The sequence below is a fragment of the Celeribacter sp. SCSIO 80788 genome (assembly GCF_051054295.1).
Classification (GTDB): Bacteria; Pseudomonadota; Alphaproteobacteria; order Rhodobacterales; family Rhodobacteraceae; genus Celeribacter.
The window spans coordinates 2,575,591-2,591,184 of sequence record NZ_CP150482.1; the positions used below are offsets into that span (position 1 = coordinate 2,575,591).

At 60.3% G+C, this 15,594-nt stretch carries 17 protein-coding genes and 1 tRNA gene; 4 read left to right on the plus strand and 14 right to left on the minus strand.

Going from position 1 to position 15,594, the window contains the following annotated elements:
- Positions 1 to 237: 237 nt before the first annotated feature.
- The 14 genes from rplL to V1471_RS13020 all read right to left on the minus strand — a co-directional run bounded on the left by rplL (position 238) and on the right by V1471_RS13020 (position 12,948).
- Entirely contained in the window at positions 238 to 612 is a 375-nt protein-coding gene (gene rplL / locus V1471_RS12955) for a 50S ribosomal protein L7/L12 (RefSeq protein WP_434289297.1), read from the minus strand.
- A 73-nt stretch (positions 613 to 685) separates the two neighbouring features.
- Positions 686 to 1,198 carry a 50S ribosomal protein L10 gene (rplJ, locus tag V1471_RS12960; protein ID WP_434289299.1) on the minus strand — a complete coding sequence of 171 codons (513 nt, stop codon included), beginning with the start codon at positions 1,196 to 1,198 and terminating at the stop codon, positions 686 to 688.
- 387 nt (positions 1,199 to 1,585) lie between these two features.
- The gene (rplA, locus tag V1471_RS12965) at positions 1,586 to 2,284 is read right to left on the minus strand and encodes a 50S ribosomal protein L1 (RefSeq protein ID WP_434289300.1); all 699 of its coding nucleotides are present in this window, start codon (positions 2,282 to 2,284) and stop codon (positions 1,586 to 1,588) included.
- The gene (gene rplK / locus V1471_RS12970; protein ID WP_434289302.1) at positions 2,284 to 2,733 is read right to left on the minus strand and encodes a 50S ribosomal protein L11; all 450 of its coding nucleotides are present in this window, start codon (positions 2,731 to 2,733) and stop codon (positions 2,284 to 2,286) included. The genes rplA and rplK overlap by 1 nt, the downstream gene beginning before the upstream one ends.
- A gap of 121 nt (positions 2,734 to 2,854) precedes the next feature.
- Entirely contained in the window at positions 2,855 to 3,388 is a 534-nt protein-coding gene (nusG, locus tag V1471_RS12975; protein ID WP_434289304.1) for a transcription termination/antitermination protein NusG, read from the minus strand.
- 163 nt (positions 3,389 to 3,551) lie between these two features.
- Positions 3,552 to 4,127: a pyridoxamine 5'-phosphate oxidase family protein gene (locus V1471_RS12980; RefSeq protein ID WP_434289306.1), complete on the minus strand. Its 576-nt coding sequence runs from the start codon at positions 4,125 to 4,127 to the stop codon at positions 3,552 to 3,554.
- 40 nt (positions 4,128 to 4,167) lie between these two features.
- Complete coding sequence (secE, locus tag V1471_RS12985; protein ID WP_434289308.1) at positions 4,168 to 4,368, minus strand: preprotein translocase subunit SecE; 201 nt, start codon at positions 4,366 to 4,368, stop codon at positions 4,168 to 4,170.
- A 108-nt stretch (positions 4,369 to 4,476) separates the two neighbouring features.
- Positions 4,477 to 4,552: transfer RNA gene (locus tag V1471_RS12990), tRNA-Trp, on the minus strand.
- 82 nt (positions 4,553 to 4,634) lie between these two features.
- Positions 4,635 to 5,921, minus strand: coding sequence for a tetratricopeptide repeat protein (locus tag V1471_RS12995; protein WP_434289309.1), 1,287 nt, complete (start codon positions 5,919 to 5,921; stop codon positions 4,635 to 4,637).
- A gap of 235 nt (positions 5,922 to 6,156) precedes the next feature.
- Positions 6,157 to 7,332 carry an elongation factor Tu gene (tuf, locus tag V1471_RS13000; protein WP_434289286.1) on the minus strand — a complete coding sequence of 392 codons (1,176 nt, stop codon included), beginning with the start codon at positions 7,330 to 7,332 and terminating at the stop codon, positions 6,157 to 6,159.
- Positions 7,333 to 7,423: 91 nt separating this feature from the next.
- Positions 7,424 to 8,065 (minus strand): hypothetical protein, encoded by a 642-nt coding sequence (locus V1471_RS13005; protein WP_434289310.1) that lies wholly within the window; start codon positions 8,063 to 8,065, stop codon positions 7,424 to 7,426.
- Between the two features lie 48 nt (positions 8,066 to 8,113).
- The gene (locus V1471_RS13010) at positions 8,114 to 9,310 is read right to left on the minus strand and encodes a M48 family metallopeptidase (RefSeq protein WP_434289312.1); all 1,197 of its coding nucleotides are present in this window, start codon (positions 9,308 to 9,310) and stop codon (positions 8,114 to 8,116) included.
- Positions 9,307 to 10,554: a DUF898 family protein gene (locus tag V1471_RS13015; RefSeq protein WP_434289314.1), complete on the minus strand. Its 1,248-nt coding sequence runs from the start codon at positions 10,552 to 10,554 to the stop codon at positions 9,307 to 9,309. The genes V1471_RS13010 and V1471_RS13015 overlap by 4 nt, the downstream gene beginning before the upstream one ends.
- Positions 10,555 to 10,587: 33 nt before the next feature.
- Positions 10,588 to 12,948, minus strand: a complete 2,361-nt coding sequence (locus V1471_RS13020; RefSeq protein WP_434289316.1) for a DNA topoisomerase IV subunit A — start codon at positions 12,946 to 12,948, stop codon at positions 10,588 to 10,590.
- Positions 12,949 to 13,105: 157 nt separating this feature from the next.
- Here V1471_RS13020 and V1471_RS13025 point away from each other — a divergent pair, with 157 nt between their 5' ends.
- From V1471_RS13025 to V1471_RS13040, 4 genes are all read left to right on the plus strand, one after another.
- Entirely contained in the window at positions 13,106 to 13,699 is a 594-nt protein-coding gene (locus tag V1471_RS13025) for an SH3 domain-containing protein (protein ID WP_434289318.1), read from the plus strand.
- Between the two features lie 81 nt (positions 13,700 to 13,780).
- Complete coding sequence (locus V1471_RS13030) at positions 13,781 to 14,605, plus strand: SDR family NAD(P)-dependent oxidoreductase (RefSeq protein ID WP_434289320.1); 825 nt, start codon at positions 13,781 to 13,783, stop codon at positions 14,603 to 14,605.
- A gap of 77 nt (positions 14,606 to 14,682) precedes the next feature.
- The gene (locus V1471_RS13035) at positions 14,683 to 14,886 is read left to right on the plus strand and encodes a twin transmembrane helix small protein (RefSeq protein ID WP_434289322.1); all 204 of its coding nucleotides are present in this window, start codon (positions 14,683 to 14,685) and stop codon (positions 14,884 to 14,886) included.
- A 1-nt stretch (position 14,887) separates the two neighbouring features.
- Entirely contained in the window at positions 14,888 to 15,466 is a 579-nt protein-coding gene (locus V1471_RS13040; RefSeq protein ID WP_434289324.1) for a cob(I)yrinic acid a,c-diamide adenosyltransferase, read from the plus strand.
- Positions 15,467 to 15,594 lie beyond the last annotated feature (128 nt).

Below are 15,594 nucleotides of genomic sequence, written 5' to 3' on the forward strand. Positions count from 1 at the left end.
TTCGAATTTTCGCGAGCGACAATCACCGTTGGGTGCCGGTGGCTGTGCCCTGACGAAACAGAGGGGTTCGGTCTATTCCTGCCCCCGACCCAAAGGGGGCTCCCGACCTTTGAACCTCTCCTGAGAAAAGACCCTTTCCTGCGCCCGATGCGCAAAGGCCCTTTCTAAGACAGGTTAAGCTGGACCGGGAAAGTCCCGGTCCAGCCCATGATTTCATTGGCCCTGAGGCCGAGGCACTTAGGCCAGCTCGACGGTCGCGCCAGCGGCTTCGAGTTTGCCTTTGATGTCTTCGGCTTCGTCCTTGGACACGCCTTCTTTGATTTTGCCGCCAGCTTCAACGAGCTCTTTGGCTTCTTTGAGGCCCAGGCCGGTGATGCCGCGGACTTCTTTGATGACGTTGATTTTGGAAGCGCCAGCGTCTTTGAGAACGACGTCGAATTCGGTCTTCTCTTCAGCAGCCGCACCAGCGTCAGCAGCCGGGCCGGCCATCATGACAGCGCCGCCAGCAGCGGGCTCGATGCCGTATTCTTCTTTGAGGATTTCTTTCAGCTCTTGAGCTTCGAGAAGGGTGAGACCAACGATCTCTTCTGCAAGTTTCTTCAGATCAGCCATTGTACTGTTTCCGTTCGTTTGAGTGTGTTCCAACATGGTGCCTTATGCGGCCCACGCAGGTTCAAAGGGTTGCTCAGGCAGCCTTTTCCTCGATGGTGGAAAGGATGCCCGCGATGTTCGAAGCGGGTGCGCCAATTGCGCCTGCGATGTTGGCTGCCGGTGCGCCAATGCAGCTTGCGATCTGAGCCAGAAGCTCTTCGCGAGACGGCATTTTGGACACACGGGTCACACCGTTGGCGTCAAGACCTTCACCGCCCATTGCGCCACCGAGAATTTCAAGTTTCTCGTTTTGTTTGGCGTAATCCACGACCACTTTCGCAGCTGCGACAGGGTCTTCGGAATAGGCGAGAACGGTCATGCCATTGAGAAGATCGCTGATCGGTTCGTTCGGCGTTCCTTCAAGGGCGATTTTGGCGAGCCGGTTCTTGGCAACGCGAACTGCACCACCTGCGTCACGCATTTTCGCGCGCAGATCCTGCATTTCAGCAACCGTAAGACCTGCGTAGTGTGCAACGACGACCACGCCAGAGCTTTCAAAGATCTGACCGAGTTCCTCGATCACCTTTTCTTTTTGTGCTCTATCCACAGTTTTACTCCAAGTATGGGAGGGTCACCCCTCCCGGCTCAATTCTACCTCTGCCATATGGCGTCGGCTCGAAGTCCGTATACGGGGTTGCGCCAAAGTCGCCCGAGGATCACCTCGGAGTAACTTATCGTCTTTCCCGTCTCTGGCAGGAATTATGACCGGCAAATCCCGATCACCCACCGTCTAGGACGAAATGCAAAACAGCGCACGACGAATCGCACGCTGGGATGCAGGTTGGTGTTTAGAGGGGATTAAGGGAGAGTGCAAGCCGTTCCATCGCCGCCGCCTCGCGCTTTCCGGCCTTGTTTTCCACATCGGGATGAAAACGTCAAAAGAGAAAGGCGCCCCAAACGGAGCGCCTTTCAAATCTCACCCTAAGCCTAAAGCTCAGTTGCCAGTCGCGGAGTCCACGGAAACCGAAACGCCCGGGCCCATCGTCGAAGAAAGGGACACTTTCTTCATGTAGGTGCCTTTCGCGCCGGTCGGTTTGGCTTTCTGAACCGCATCCACGAAAGCGCGGATGTTTTCGGCCAGTTTGGCAGCATCGAAGGATGCTTTGCCAACGCCACAGTGCACAACACCGGCTTTTTCAGCCTTGAACTGCACTTCGCCGCCTTTGGCAGCTTCGACAGCCGCTTTGACGTCCATGGTCACGGTGCCGACTTTGGGGTTCGGCATCAGGTTGCGCGGGCCGAGGATCTTACCCAGACGGCCAACGATCGGCATCATGTCCGGGGTCGCGATGCAGCGATCGAACTCGATGGTGCCGCCCTGAATGGTTTCCATCAGGTCTTCGGCGCCCACGATGTCCGCACCGGCGGCGGTCGCTTCGTCGGCTTTCGCGCCACGGGCGAACACAGCCACGCGCACGGATTTACCGGTGCCGTTCGGCAGGGTCACAACGCCGCGGACCATCTGGTCAGCGTGACGCGGGTCGACGCCGAGGTTCAGAGCAATCTCAACGGTCTCGTCGAATTTGGCGGAGGCGTTGGCTTTGATCAGCGCAACGGCATCCTCGACGGAGATGTTTTCTTTGCCAGCGAAAGCTGCGCGAGCAGCGACGGTACGTTTGCCAAGTTTCGCCATCACTTCACCTCGATGCCCATGGATTTCGCGGAGCCGACGATGATCTGCATTGCGCCTTCGATGTCGTTGGCGTTGAGATCTTTCATCTTCGCTTCGGCAATTTCACGCACTTGCGCGATGGTCACGGTTGCGATGGTCTCGCGGCCCGGGTTCACAGCGCCTTTGGGGCGGTTGCGTTTGCCGACGGGTTTCAGACCGGCAGCCTTCTTGAGGTAATAAGAAGCCGGCGGCGTCTTGATGTCCATCGAGAAGGATTTGTCGGAGTAGTAGGTGATCACGGTCGGGCACGGCGCACCGGGCTCCATGTCCTGCGTCTTGGCGTTGAACGCCTTACAGAATTCCATGATGTTGATGCCGCGCTGACCGAGCGCCGGCCCCACGGGCGGGGACGGGTTCGCTGCACCGGCGGGCACTTGCAGCTTCATTTTGCCTGCGAGTTTCTTAGCCATTGGCTTTTTCCTTTCCAACTCCTGTGAAACGCGTCTCACAGGGTCTTGCGTTGTGTGGTCTGGTCCGGACGACGCGTCGCCCTCGCCTCCCACGGCTCATGCGCCCCGAGGGGCGCGTCATTCAGGCCCGTTTGTTGACCTGAGTGAATTCCAGTTCGACCGGGGTGGCCCGGCCAAAGATCGACACGGAGACTTTCAGACGCTGGTTGGCGTCGTCCACCTCCTCGACCATCCCGTCGAAGCCCTCGAAGGCACCTTCGGCGACAGAGACTTGCTCGCCGATCTCGAAGGTGATCGTGGTCCGCGGTGCTTCCGCGTTTTCCTCGACACGGCCCAGGATCGCCTGAACCTCAGAATCGCGCATCGGCATCGGCTTGCCGAAAGAGCCCAGGAAGCCGGTCACCCGGTTGATCGAGTTGATCAGGTGATAACCCTGGTCGGTCATCTCCATGCGGACAAGCACATAGCCCGGCATGAAACGACGCTCGGTCGTCACCTTTTTGCCCCGGCGCACTTCGATGACCTCTTCGGTCGGCACCAGAACTTCTTCGATCTGATCCTGAAGGCCTTTTTCTTCCACGGCCGTTTTGATCGCTTCGGCGACTTTTTTCTCGAAGTTCGAGAGAACGCTCACCGAATACCAACGCTTCGCCATGGTGCCTTTGCCTTTTCGTTTTCCCCGGTTTGCACCGGGTCTCGTTAATTCCCACCGCACCTTTCGGCACAGCTCCCCGAAACAATAAAGCGGCGCGCAACTCGAATCGCTGCACGCCCGTCTCGCAAGAGTGCGCCCGCTCTATACGCTCACGGACGCAAGTTCAACCCTTTAGGGCGTCGACCACGCTCTCGAACCCGGTGGGCAAACCGTCCTGCGACACAAGGTTCTTCTCAGTGAGATAGTCGGCAATTCCGGCATCGCCCTTGCGCTCGCTCCAGTCACGCAGGGTCGAACGCTCGCCGGAATACTCGAAGAACGGCACACCGTACCCACAAGAACTTTGGGTCGCCTCGACCGCCATCACCACGATCTGTCGGCTGCCCGGCAAATCCTTGCCGTCGAAGTAATTCGCAAGAAGCGTGTCGAACTCTTCCGTGCCCTTCAGAACCGAACGCCCGGCGCCGAAGAACCGGACGATCATCGGCTGTTCCTCGAAGGAACAGAACATCATTGTCATCCGCCCGTCCGCCCGCAGATGCGCCGCGGTTTCCGCGCCCGAACCCGTCATGTCGAGATACATCGCCTCGTTCGGCCCGGTGATCCTGAGCGTATCGGCGGTTGGGCGCGGCGAGACGTTCACCCGCGCGCCTTCGGCGGCGGTCGCCACAAAGAAAATCCTCTGACGCTCGACAATGCGGCGCAGAGGATCGGTGATGCTCTTGAAAAATTTGGCCATGGAAAACTCCTCCTCGGAGTTTTCTATAGCCGAAACGGGCTCAGCCGAACAGGTTCAGGAACCCGGTAAGCCCGGTGCGGATGATCAGATCCACGAGGAAGAAGAAGGTCGCAGTCAGCGCGGCCATGATGAACACCATCAACGTGGTCAGCATCACCTCACGACGCGTCGGCCAGACGATCTTCGCCGCCTCCGAGCGAACCTGCTGGATGAACTGAATCGGGTTGGTTTTCGTGGCCATCTTTTCGTCCTGAACCTCTGATTACCCGGCGCAGATACGCGAGCGGAACGGCAATTTCAAGCCCGCATGCCCATCGCACGTTCATATTGAAGAGAATGTCCGGTGAAATGGCAGGGGCAGCAGGGTTCGAACCCGCGACCTACGGTTTTGGAGACCGTCGCTCTACCAGCTGAGCTATACCCCTAAGGCCGAGCCACGACCTACGCGAAGGCGAAAAGGTTTGCAAGAGGGTTTCACACCCTTCCATGGCGGTTTTCGCGCACAGATCACTGTGCCGCGTCTTCCCGTGCCGCGCTCTCGCCCTGCCCCAGCGCGAGCGCTTCCGCCTCATAGCCCGCCGCGATCAACTCGCGGATGAAATCCTTTTTCGCCCAGCCGATCTGTTCGAGTTCCATGGCCGCGCGATAGGCCGCCATGCCCGCCTGCACCTCATGAGCCCGCACCGCAAGCACCGCCTTGTAATAGGTGGCATGCGACAGCTCCGGATTGAGACTCAGGGCGCGTTCCACCGCCTCCTGCGCCACGTCGTCCCGATCGAGCGCCATGGCGACAAAGGCTTTCAGCTCGAAATCCGCCCCCACGGCGCCCTCGGAGGCGGTCAGCACCTCGATCGCCTCCCTCGCCGCCTCGTATTGTTCGTCATCGGCCAGGGCGAGCGCATACCAGTAGCGGCTATAGCCGTTGTCCATCTCCGTCCCCATCAACGCTTGCAGCGCCGCCACCGCATCGCCGTAGCGATAGAGCCCCATGAGCGCGCGCGCCTTCTCCACATGGGCGTCCGTCAGTTCCGGATTCAAGGAGATTGCCTTTTCCGCACTGGCCAGAGCCACCATGTTGAAATCCTGCATCCGGAAGGCCATGGCGCGGTACATGTAGAGAAAGGCGCTCTCCGGCGCCTGTTCGAGCGCACGGGAAATCAGCTGTATCGCCTCGAAGGGCTGATTGAGAGACAAGAGCACACGCGCTTTCACATAGAGCGCGTTGAGGTCGTCGGGGTCGAGCCCCAGCGCCCGGTCATAGGCCAGCAGAGCGCCTTCATAATCGTCAGTCTGAAACAGTTGCCAGCCCTTTTCCCGCAGGGCGTAACCATAGTCCGGCGCCAGAAGGAGCGCGAGATCGAGATAGCGCATGGCGTCTTCCGCGCGCCCCATATCCTGCGTGAAAATCACGGTCGCAAGCCCGGCATAGGCTTCCTCGTCGGGCGACAGGGCAAGGGCCTTGCGGAAACTGTCCTCCGCCCCCGCCAGATCCCCCTCCGCCTCGCGCAACCAACCGTCGAGATTGTAGCCCCCTGCCGTTTCGGGTCGAATGCTCCGCGCCAGTTCCAGTGCATCGCGCGCCGCACTCATCTCGTCCATCTCATATTGCGCCCAGGCCAGCGTCAGCAGAACGTCGAATTGTGTTGCCTCACTGATTCCCGGCATATCGAGCGCGGCTTGACAATTCGCCGCGATCCGCTCCAGCGTGTCGTTGTAATCGAGACAAAGCCGCGCATGGTTCTCTTCAGAACCGGTGATCAGCGGAGTGGCCGCAGCCGGTCCTGCCGACAGCAACAGGCAAAGCCCCAGTGCACTGGGGAGCGTGACGATTGGCCGAAATGGAATGCGCAAAATAACCTGCCGTCCGAAATCTTCGCGGTCAGGCTACCTGAGCTCTCTCGCCGACGTCAACCTGCACCGCAACCACCCGACACCTAGACCGTCATCCTCTCATTCACGATCATCGTACCGAAACGAAAAGGGCCCCACTTTCGTGGAGCCCTTTCTATCTCTTAATCAGCAGAGCTGATCAGGCCAGGATTTTGGACACAACGCCCGAACCCACGGTGCGGCCGCCTTCGCGGATGGCGAAGCGGAGACCTTCTTCCATCGCGATCGGGGCGATCAGCTCAACCGTGAATTTCAGGTTGTCGCCCGGCATCACCATCTCGGTGCCTTCCGGCAGAACAACGGTCCCGGTCACGTCCGTCGTACGGAAGTAGAACTGCGGACGGTAGTTCGCGAAGAACGGGGTGTGACGGCCACCTTCTTCCTTGGTCAGAATGTAGACCTCGGATTCGAATTTGGTGTGCGGGTTCACGGAGCCCGGTTTACACAGAACCTGACCACGCTCGACGCCTTCACGGTCCACACCGCGCAGCAGGGCGCCGATGTTGTCGCCAGCTTCACCGCGGTCGAGCAGTTTGCGGAACATTTCAACACCGGTACAGGTGGTTTTCTTGGTGTCGCGGATACCGACGATTTCGATCTCGTCGCCCACGTTGATCACACCGCGTTCCACACGGCCGGTCACAACCGTACCACGACCGGAGATCGAGAACACGTCTTCGATCGGCATCAGGAACGGCTGGTCGACAGCGCGTGCCGGGGTCGGGATGTACTCGTCGACAGCGGCCATCAGTTCCTTGATCTTCTCTTCGCCAATCTCCGGGTCACGGCCTTCGAGAGCGGCCAGAGCGGACCCTGCGATGATCGGAATATCGTCGCCCGGGAAGTCGTAGGCGGACAGAAGTTCGCGCACTTCCATTTCGACGAGCTCGAGGAGCTCTTCGTCGTCAACCTGGTCGACTTTGTTCAGGAACACAACGAGAGCCGGCACGCCAACCTGACGGGCGAGCAGGATGTGCTCACGGGTCTGCGGCATCGGGCCGTCAGCCGCGTTCACCACGAGGATACCGCCGTCCATCTGGGCCGCACCGGTGATCATGTTTTTCACGTAGTCGGCGTGGCCGGGGCAGTCGACGTGCGCGTAGTGACGGTTCGGGGTCTCGTATTCCACGTGAGCCGTGGAGATCGTGATCCCGCGAGCTTTTTCTTCCGGCGCACCGTCGATTTCGTCATAGGCTTTGAAGTCACCGAAGTATTTGGTGATCGCTGCCGTCAGAGTGGTCTTGCCGTGGTCAACGTGGCCGATCGTGCCGATGTTGACGTGCGGTTTGTTACGCTCAAACTTACCTTTAGCCATATCGAGGCGCCTCTTGGTTTGAAGGGCCGGAAATCTGGCCCGAAATTAACATCGCGGGCTAGGTAGTGGCTTCGGACAGGAAAATCAAGCGTCAGTTGCCATTTGCGGCCTCTGTTGCCGCTTCGGGGGCAAGAACTTCAAGCGCGGCCTTGGCCTCATCCGCCTCCGAGCTCTCAGGGGCGATGGGCTCAACCCCGAACCATTGGCCGTTTTCCTGCAACCAGCGTTCGACTTTCAGCGCCGCGTTGCGGCTCAGAATCTCGAGTTGCTCCTCTTTCGTGCGCGTGATGCCCGACCCAACCAGCGTCGCCCCGGAGGCGCCTTCGAACACGGTCAGAAGCTTGGGTTTCTCCGTCAGCTTCACCCCTTTCGAATCGTCCCAAATATTGACGGACAGCACGAGCACGGATTTCGGCGTGAACAAGACCGGGATACCGGGAGCGGCGAGACCATAGGCGTCCACCTTGATGCCGATGTGATAGAGCTTGTCGCCGTCATACCGGCCGAAACGGGCCTGCATCGCGGATTTCAATTCGGTTTCGATCTCGTCTTCACTGGCCGTGCGCGAAAACGGCGCCTTCGTCGCATCCTTGGCGATCACCACGTTATGTCCAAACGCAAAGTCCCCGAGGTTCACCAGGGGTGTCTCTTCCGTCACCTCCTTGGCATCGCTGCAAGCGGTCAGGGCAAGAAGCGTGAGGCCGAGAAATACGCGACGGGCAATGTGAAACACGGGACAGATCCTCCTGATGGTCGGGGGGAATTGGTAACGGCAAAGAGCTCAGGGCGCAACGCTGTTGCTTTTACGCTTTTTCTCGCCCTTATCATCGCCGCAGATCGCCTGCAAATCGCGCCAGACGCGCGGCGAAAGCAGCGGCGTTTCCTCGCCTTCGAACCCAGCCGCTGCGGCTTCGGCCCGCGTCACCCGGTCGCCGAGTTTCGGGTGGGAGGCGAGATGGGCAGCGAGACCTTCGCTGTCGCCGTATTTCGCCTTCAGTCGTTCGAACAGCGGCGCAAGCGCACCCGGCGACACCCCGGCCTTGGGCAAAAGCGCATGGGCATAGGCGTCGGCGGCGCTTTCCGCGCCTTGGGAATATTGCGCATTCACAAGCTGATTGACGCCCAGAAGCACCACCGTGCCCCCCGCGAAATCGCCGAACACCAGAGACAGCACGCCGAATGTCCCGACCGAACGCAACGCATGGCGGGTCGGGTCACGATGCGCGACATGGCCCATCTCATGCGCGATCACGGCGGCGACCTCTTCGGGGGTGTCCGCCGCCTCGATCAACCCGCGCATGACGACGATCCGCCCCCCGGGCAGGGCGAAAGCGTTGATCATGTCGTGATCGAGCACAGTGAGCTGCACCGCCTCCCGGTCGAGATCGGAAACCTCGAGCAGCTTGGTCTCCATCTCCTTGAGCGCCAGAACACCATCTGCCCCAGTGCATTCGTTCAGCGGAAAAACCGTGCCGAAACTGTCGCGTACCTGCTGATAGGTCTTGTCGCCCAGCGCACGCTCGCCCTCGATGGGCAAACCGGCGGCCAGTCGATCGGCAATGAGCGGAATGAGCGCGAAGACGATGAAGGCGACGGAGGCCATCGCGCCGAGGATCAGCCCGATGAGCCGCCCCTTGCCCGTCACCGGGGTCTTGCGTTTGAGATTTGGTGCCTCCGCCTCGAGCGCCGCCCGCAGATGCCCGTCGCGCACATAGAGCCGCGCGGTCGGGGTCATCACATTGCTGTACACGCCCAAAGGCGCCTTGCCCCAAGTCAGATCGCCCTGCCCCTCGACATGGCGCAGATGCGACAACGGCCAGTTCCAGCGCAGCTCTATGCCCGCCTCATCCGTGTAGGACAGATCGAGCGCGCCATCGCGCAGCAGTGCATAGACCACATGACGCGCCGCCGTCTTGCCATCGACCAGCTCGCAGCGCACCCCGTCCGGGATCGGGGCCCAAGGCCCCGCCGCACTCATATCGCGGCTCCCAGATCGAAGGCTTCGGCAATGCCTTCCGCCTGCCCCGCCTCGTCGCGGTCGCGCTGACGGATCTGCGCAAGGTGTTCGCCCCCGGTGAGCGACAGGGTGCTGGCGTAATGGCGCCATGTGGGGAAGACGACGAAACATTGACGGAAGACGGAAAAGAACAGGAAGGTCACCATATAGAGAAACAGCGCGAAAAAGACGGTGATTTCGGCGGAGGGCATGCCCTCCTCACCGATGGAGGTGCCCTCAGACACGGCGCCAGAGGCGAAGATGCCGAAATCCGACAGGCCCGGATAGAGCGCAACGAGAATGAGCGAGGCCAGCGCCCCCACGACAAAAGTGGCCGCCGCCGTCGCGAGGTTGGTGAGAAGATAGCCGCCGAGGTTGATGCCAAGGACGCGGGAAAAGGACAGGTTTGAGATCAGGCCGATGCCCCCCGCCGACTTGTGATTGGCGAGATAGCGCAAGGCGACGACACGGTAGCGGGTATAAAAAAACGTTCCCCCGAGCATACCGAAGAAGATGAACAGCGGCAGCAAGGCAATCACCATGTTCTCGGGATCCGCCCCCTCGGAAAACCACCATGAGACGAGCCCGCCTGCGATGGCCGCCCCCCAGACACTCAGCAAAACCGGCAGGAAGGCCCCAAGAAGCCCTGTCCATTTGCCGCCCTGATGGAGGCGCTGATCGCCGAAAAACGTGCGGTCCGTGCGGAATTTTTCCAGTTTGAACGTCATGCGCGGCCACAGCAGCCCCAGAGTCACCAGCGCGAGCAAAACATGCCCCATGGCCACGAGCGCATATTTCCCCGCCGCCGGTTCGAGCGCAAAGCGGATGCCGCGCCAGCGGGTCCGGGCATAGACATAGCGTTTGGCCCGATAGGACGCGAAAAAGAACAGCGGCAGAGCCAGCAGACCCGCCGCCAGATAGGCCTCGATCTCCTCGTTGAAGAGCACATAGGAGGCATAGACCAGCAGAAGCGCCAAAACCCCGATCAGGAGCGCGAGAAAGACAAGCGCGATCAGAAACCCGGTGAATTTCTCAATGCCCTTGCCGACATATTCCAAAGGCGTCCCGTCCGGGCGCACGGCGGCCCAGAAATGCCGTCTGAGCCGCGTTTTCATCCAGAAACGGTAAAAGCCCAGCGTGAGCACGGTGAGGATCGCGGTCCAGAGCGATAGCCTTAAAACCGGCCCCACACGTCCCTCGAATTCCGTGCTCAACAACTGCGCCATTTAAATCACCTGTCTGAAATCACCGCCGAGATTTCAGCTAAACTTGTTGTCCCTCGGGAAACCATGCGGCGGCGCTTTGCCAACGCCTGCACGTTTGCCGAGCCATTGGGTCATGTCTTTTTCGCTGCGGGTATTTCCCCCGCCCATGGTCCAGCTCAGCCCCTGCTCCCAATCGAAGGTCGTCAGATCGCTCAGTCCGCCATCGAGTTCCAGCATGCCCTGCGCGCCACGCGCCTGATTGTATTTCTGGAGCCGCACGCCCTTGCCGCGCCCAAGCTCGGGCACCTCATCGAGCGGGAAGACGAGGAAGCGACGGTTCTGCGAACAGACGGCAACGTGATCGCCCTTGATCCGGTGCACGATCACGGCTTTTTCGTCATCCTTGACGTTCAAAACCTGTTTGCCGGTGCGGGTCTGGGCCACCACGTCTTTTTCGGCGATCTGGAAGCCGTTGCCTGCGTTGGAGGCGACCAGCAATTTGCCTTCCGGATCGTGTTTGAAGATGTCGACGATCTCCACCTCGTTGGGCAGGTCGATCATCAGCCGCACAGGCTCGCCCATGCCGCGCCCGCCGGGAAGGTTGGCCGCCGACAGCGTATAGAATCGTCCGTTCGAGCCCATCAGGATCAGCTTGTCCGTGGTCTCCGCATGGAAGAGGAACCGCGGCCCGTCGCCGTCTTTGAATTTCAGTTCGCGGGTCAGGTCGATGTGCCCCGACATGGCCCTGATCCAACCCATTTGCGACAGCACGACGGTGACCGGCTCGCGCTCGATCATCGCCTCCAAGGGCACATCCTCGATCTCGGCGGCTTCGGCGAATTGCGTCAGACGCGCGCCGCGCGGGCCGTAATCCTTGCCGAATTTCTTCTTGGTCTCTTTCAGCTCGTCGGAAATGCGCACCCATTGCAGATCTTCGGAGCCCAAGAGTTCCACAAGCCCGGCCTTCTCTTCCAAAAGCGCATCGCGTTCGCGGATCAGCTCGATCTCTTCGAGGCGCCGCAAAGACCGCAGGCGCATGTTGAGGATCGCCTCGGCCTGCACCTCGGTCAGCTCGCCCTGGCCCTCGGGCGCGGGCAGCGGGCTGACGTAATCTTTTTCCGTCATCGCGCGCGGCACGTCGCGGCCCCAAACCTCCGCCATCAGGGCAGTTTTCGGGTCATCGTCATAACGGATGATGTCGATCACGCGATCCAGATTGAGGAAGGCAATGATGAAACCTTCGAGCACCTCAAGACGGTGGTCGATTTTCTCCAGACGGTGCTGCGAGCGGCGTTGCAAGACGACACGACGGTGATCGAGCCAGGCGCGCAGCACCTCTTTGAGCGAACAGACTTTCGGCGTCCGCCCGTCGATCAAGACGTTCATGTTGAGCGAGAACCGCGTCTCCAGATCGGAGTTGCGGAACAGCGTGTTCATCAAAACATCCGGATCGACGTTTTTCGATTTGGGCTCAAGGATCACGCGAATGTCCTCGGCGCTCTCATCGCGCACATCGGCCAGAATCGGCACCTTCTTAGTCTGGATCAGCTCGGCGAGCTTCTCGATCAGTTTCGATTTCTGAACCTGATAGGGAATTTCGGTCACGACGATCTGCCAGACACCGCGGCCCAGATCCTCGACCTCCCATTTCGCGCGCAGACGGAACGATCCACGCCCCGTGGCATAGGTTCTCGCCATGCTCTCGCGCGGCTCAACAATGATGCCACCCGTCGGAAAATCCGGGCCTTTGACGTAATTGAGCAGGGTCTCGTCACGCACATCCGGCGTCTTGATCATATGCAGCGAGGCGTCGATCAATTCTCCGATGTTGTGCGGCGGGATGTTCGTCGCCATACCGACCGCGATGCCCGACGAGCCGTTGGCCAAAAGGTTCGGGAAGGCGGCGGGCAGCACCTCCGGCTCGCGCAGCGTGCCGTCGTAGTTGTCGCGGTAATCGACCGCGTCCTCGTTCAAGCCTTCGAGCAGCGCCTCGGCCGCAATGGTCATCCGCGCCTCGGTGTATCGCGAGGCCGCCGGGTTGTCGCCGTCGATGTTGCCGAAGTTTCCCTGACCGTCGACCAGCGGGTAACGGACGTTGAAATCCTGCGCCAGACGGGCCATCGCATCGTAAATCGCGGCATCGCCATGCGGGTGATAGTTGCCCATCACGTCGCCGGAGATTTTCGCCGATTTGCGGAAGCCGCCGCTCGCCGACAGACGCAATTCACGCATCGCGTAGAGGATGCGCCGGTGCACGGGTTTCAGACCGTCACGCGCGTCGGGCAGCGCCCGGTGCATAATCGTCGAGAGCGCATATTGCAGATAGCGCTCGCCGATCGCACGGCGCAAAGGTTCGAAGGTCTCGCCCTGCGGCGCGTCTTCGTGTTCGGGGTCTTGGGTCAAATCACTGCTCATGGGAACGATGAATAGCCGCCCGCCCCGGACCGGGCAAGCGCATCTGATCCCCGGTTCGCCACCACACCCATGTTAGGTGGAAGAAAGCGGAACTTTTCCCCATTCCGTGCGTTGAGAGATCAGGTAACGTTAGGACAACAAGCTGGGGGGCTTGAACATGCTGCGTTTGACTTTGATCACATTGTGCGGTCTTTGGACTGCTTTCATGGTGTTCGGCCGGGATTTTTCCGCAAAGGAACAAGCCGAATTCGAGGCAAATCAGGCCGAGAAACTGCCGCTCATGGCGCAGATCTCCGACACATTCACCGAGGCGTTCGGAGGCTCTTCCGCACGTCAGGGCGATTACGTCCCGACGCTGGCCGAACTCAAGGCCGCCACGCCAGAGCCGAATGTCGCCCAGCCGCTGGTCCATCAGGCCAGCCTGACAGCGGAGGATAACGCCGGTCTGACGGCACAACCCGCCGCCTACACCCCGCAAATCGCGACGACCACAGTCACCGACCCGGAAAAAATGGCCGCCATTCTCAGCGCCTCAGCCGAACCTGAGATGCTCCTCAAACAGGTCACCGCCAGCCGCGTCAACGTCCGCTCCGGCCCCTCGACCATGAATGAGGTTCTGGGTCAGGTGGTGCGTGCGGATATCGTGCGCGTGATTTCTCCGGTCGAAAACGGTTGGGTCAAAATCTCCGTCGAAGGGGACGGGGTAGAGGGCTACATGTCCGCGAAATTCCTCACCGAAATCTCGCAGTAAAATTCATATCAGGCGAAAGACATTCCCTCGATGTCTTTCATAAGTTAAGCCTTTCCCGGACCTTCCGGGAAAGGCTTTTTCATGCGCACCATTCTGATCACCGGCTGCTCCAGCGGCATCGGCTATCATGCCGCTCATCATCTGAAATCGCTGGGCTGGCGGGTCTTCGCAACCTGCCGGTCCGAAGAGGATGTGACACGCCTGAGCGCCGAAGGGCTTGAGTCTCTCCGCCTCGACTACGAAGATCCCGCCTCCATCGAAGCCGCATGGACGGAGGTCATGGCGCGCACCGACGGGACGCTCGATGCGCTGTTCAACAACGGCGCCTATGCGATCCCCGCCCTGATCGAAGACCTGCCTGTTGCGGCCCTGCGCCAGCATTTCGAAGCCAATCTCTTCGGCTGGCACGATCTGACCCAACGCGCCACGCGCGTGATGCGCGAACAGGGGCACGGGCGAATCGTGCAATGTTCCTCCGTGCTGGGCTTCATGACCACGAAATTCCGTGGGTCTTATTCGGCCACGAAACATGCCCTTGAAGCGCTGACAACCGCGCTTCGCCTTGAGATGCGCGGCACGGGTGTGCATGTCTCACTCATTCAGCCCGGCCCGATCCGCACCGATTTCCGGCTCAATTCGCGCAAACAATTCGACCGCTGGATCGACTGGCAAAGCAGCCCGCAATCCGACCGCTACACCAAGCTCACCCAAAGGCTTCATGCCGACACGACCAAACCGGATGCCTTTGAACTTGGCCCCGAAGCGGTCACCGAGAAGCTCCTGCGCGCCCTTGAGGATCGCAATCCGAAGGCCCGCTACCCGGTGACAAAAGTCACCGTGTTTACCGCCCTCGCCCTGCGTTTTCTGCCCGCACGGCTCAGCGAATGGATGATGGCGAAAGGCTAGGTTCAGACGCGCAAACGCGCTATGTCTGATGAGACACCCAAGACTTCGGCACGGAACTCAGCGAGGAGGAGCCGCTCATGTCCGACACATTTCTCACCGTCATCATCGCGGCCTGTCTGGTCGTCGTGCTGATTCTCGCCCTTGGCATCGCCCAGTTCGGACGTGGCGGTGTCGAGGGGGCGAAACGCTCCAACAAACTCATGCAGGCCCGCATCCTCGCGCAATTGGGCGCGGTGATCCTTGTGGTAATTTACGTGGCCCTGCGCAAATCTGGAAATTGACATGGTTGTTCTGAACAAGATCTACACCCGCACCGGCGACAAAGGCGACACGTCCTTGGGCGATATGTCCCGCGCGCCGAAACATGCAACCCGCGTGTCCTCTTACGGCACAGTCGACGAAACCAATTCGATCCTCGGCCTTGCCCGGCTTCATGCCGAAGGCGAAACCGACGCGGCCCTGTCCCGCATTCAAAACGATCTGTTCGATCTGGGCGCAGATCTGGCACGGCCCAACATGGGCGCCGATTCCGAAGCGGGCTACCCGGTCCTGCGCATCATCGACGCGCAGGTCGAGCGACTGGAAACCGAGATCGACGCCATGACCGCCGTGCTCGAACCGCTCCGGAGCTTTATCCTTCCGGCGGGCACGCCCCTGTCTGCCCATCTTCATCACGCCCGCACCGTGGCGCGCCGCGCCGAACGGATCGCAACCGAACTCGCCTCTGAGGAAAACGGCGACGTGAACCCGGCGGCGATCAAGTATCTGAACCGCCTGTCGGACTGGCTGTTCTGTGCCGCGCGGATGGCGAATGACGATGGCCGGGCGGATGTTCTCTGGGTTCCGGGGGCCAACCGCTAAGCCGTTCTCCAAAAATGACGCTGCGACACAAAATGTCCCGAACGTGACGTTCAGGATGCGTCTTTTTGCCGTTAGGGGCTATTTTCTGCATCAGCAAACGGCTAACAACAACGCCGGAGAGCTTTTGA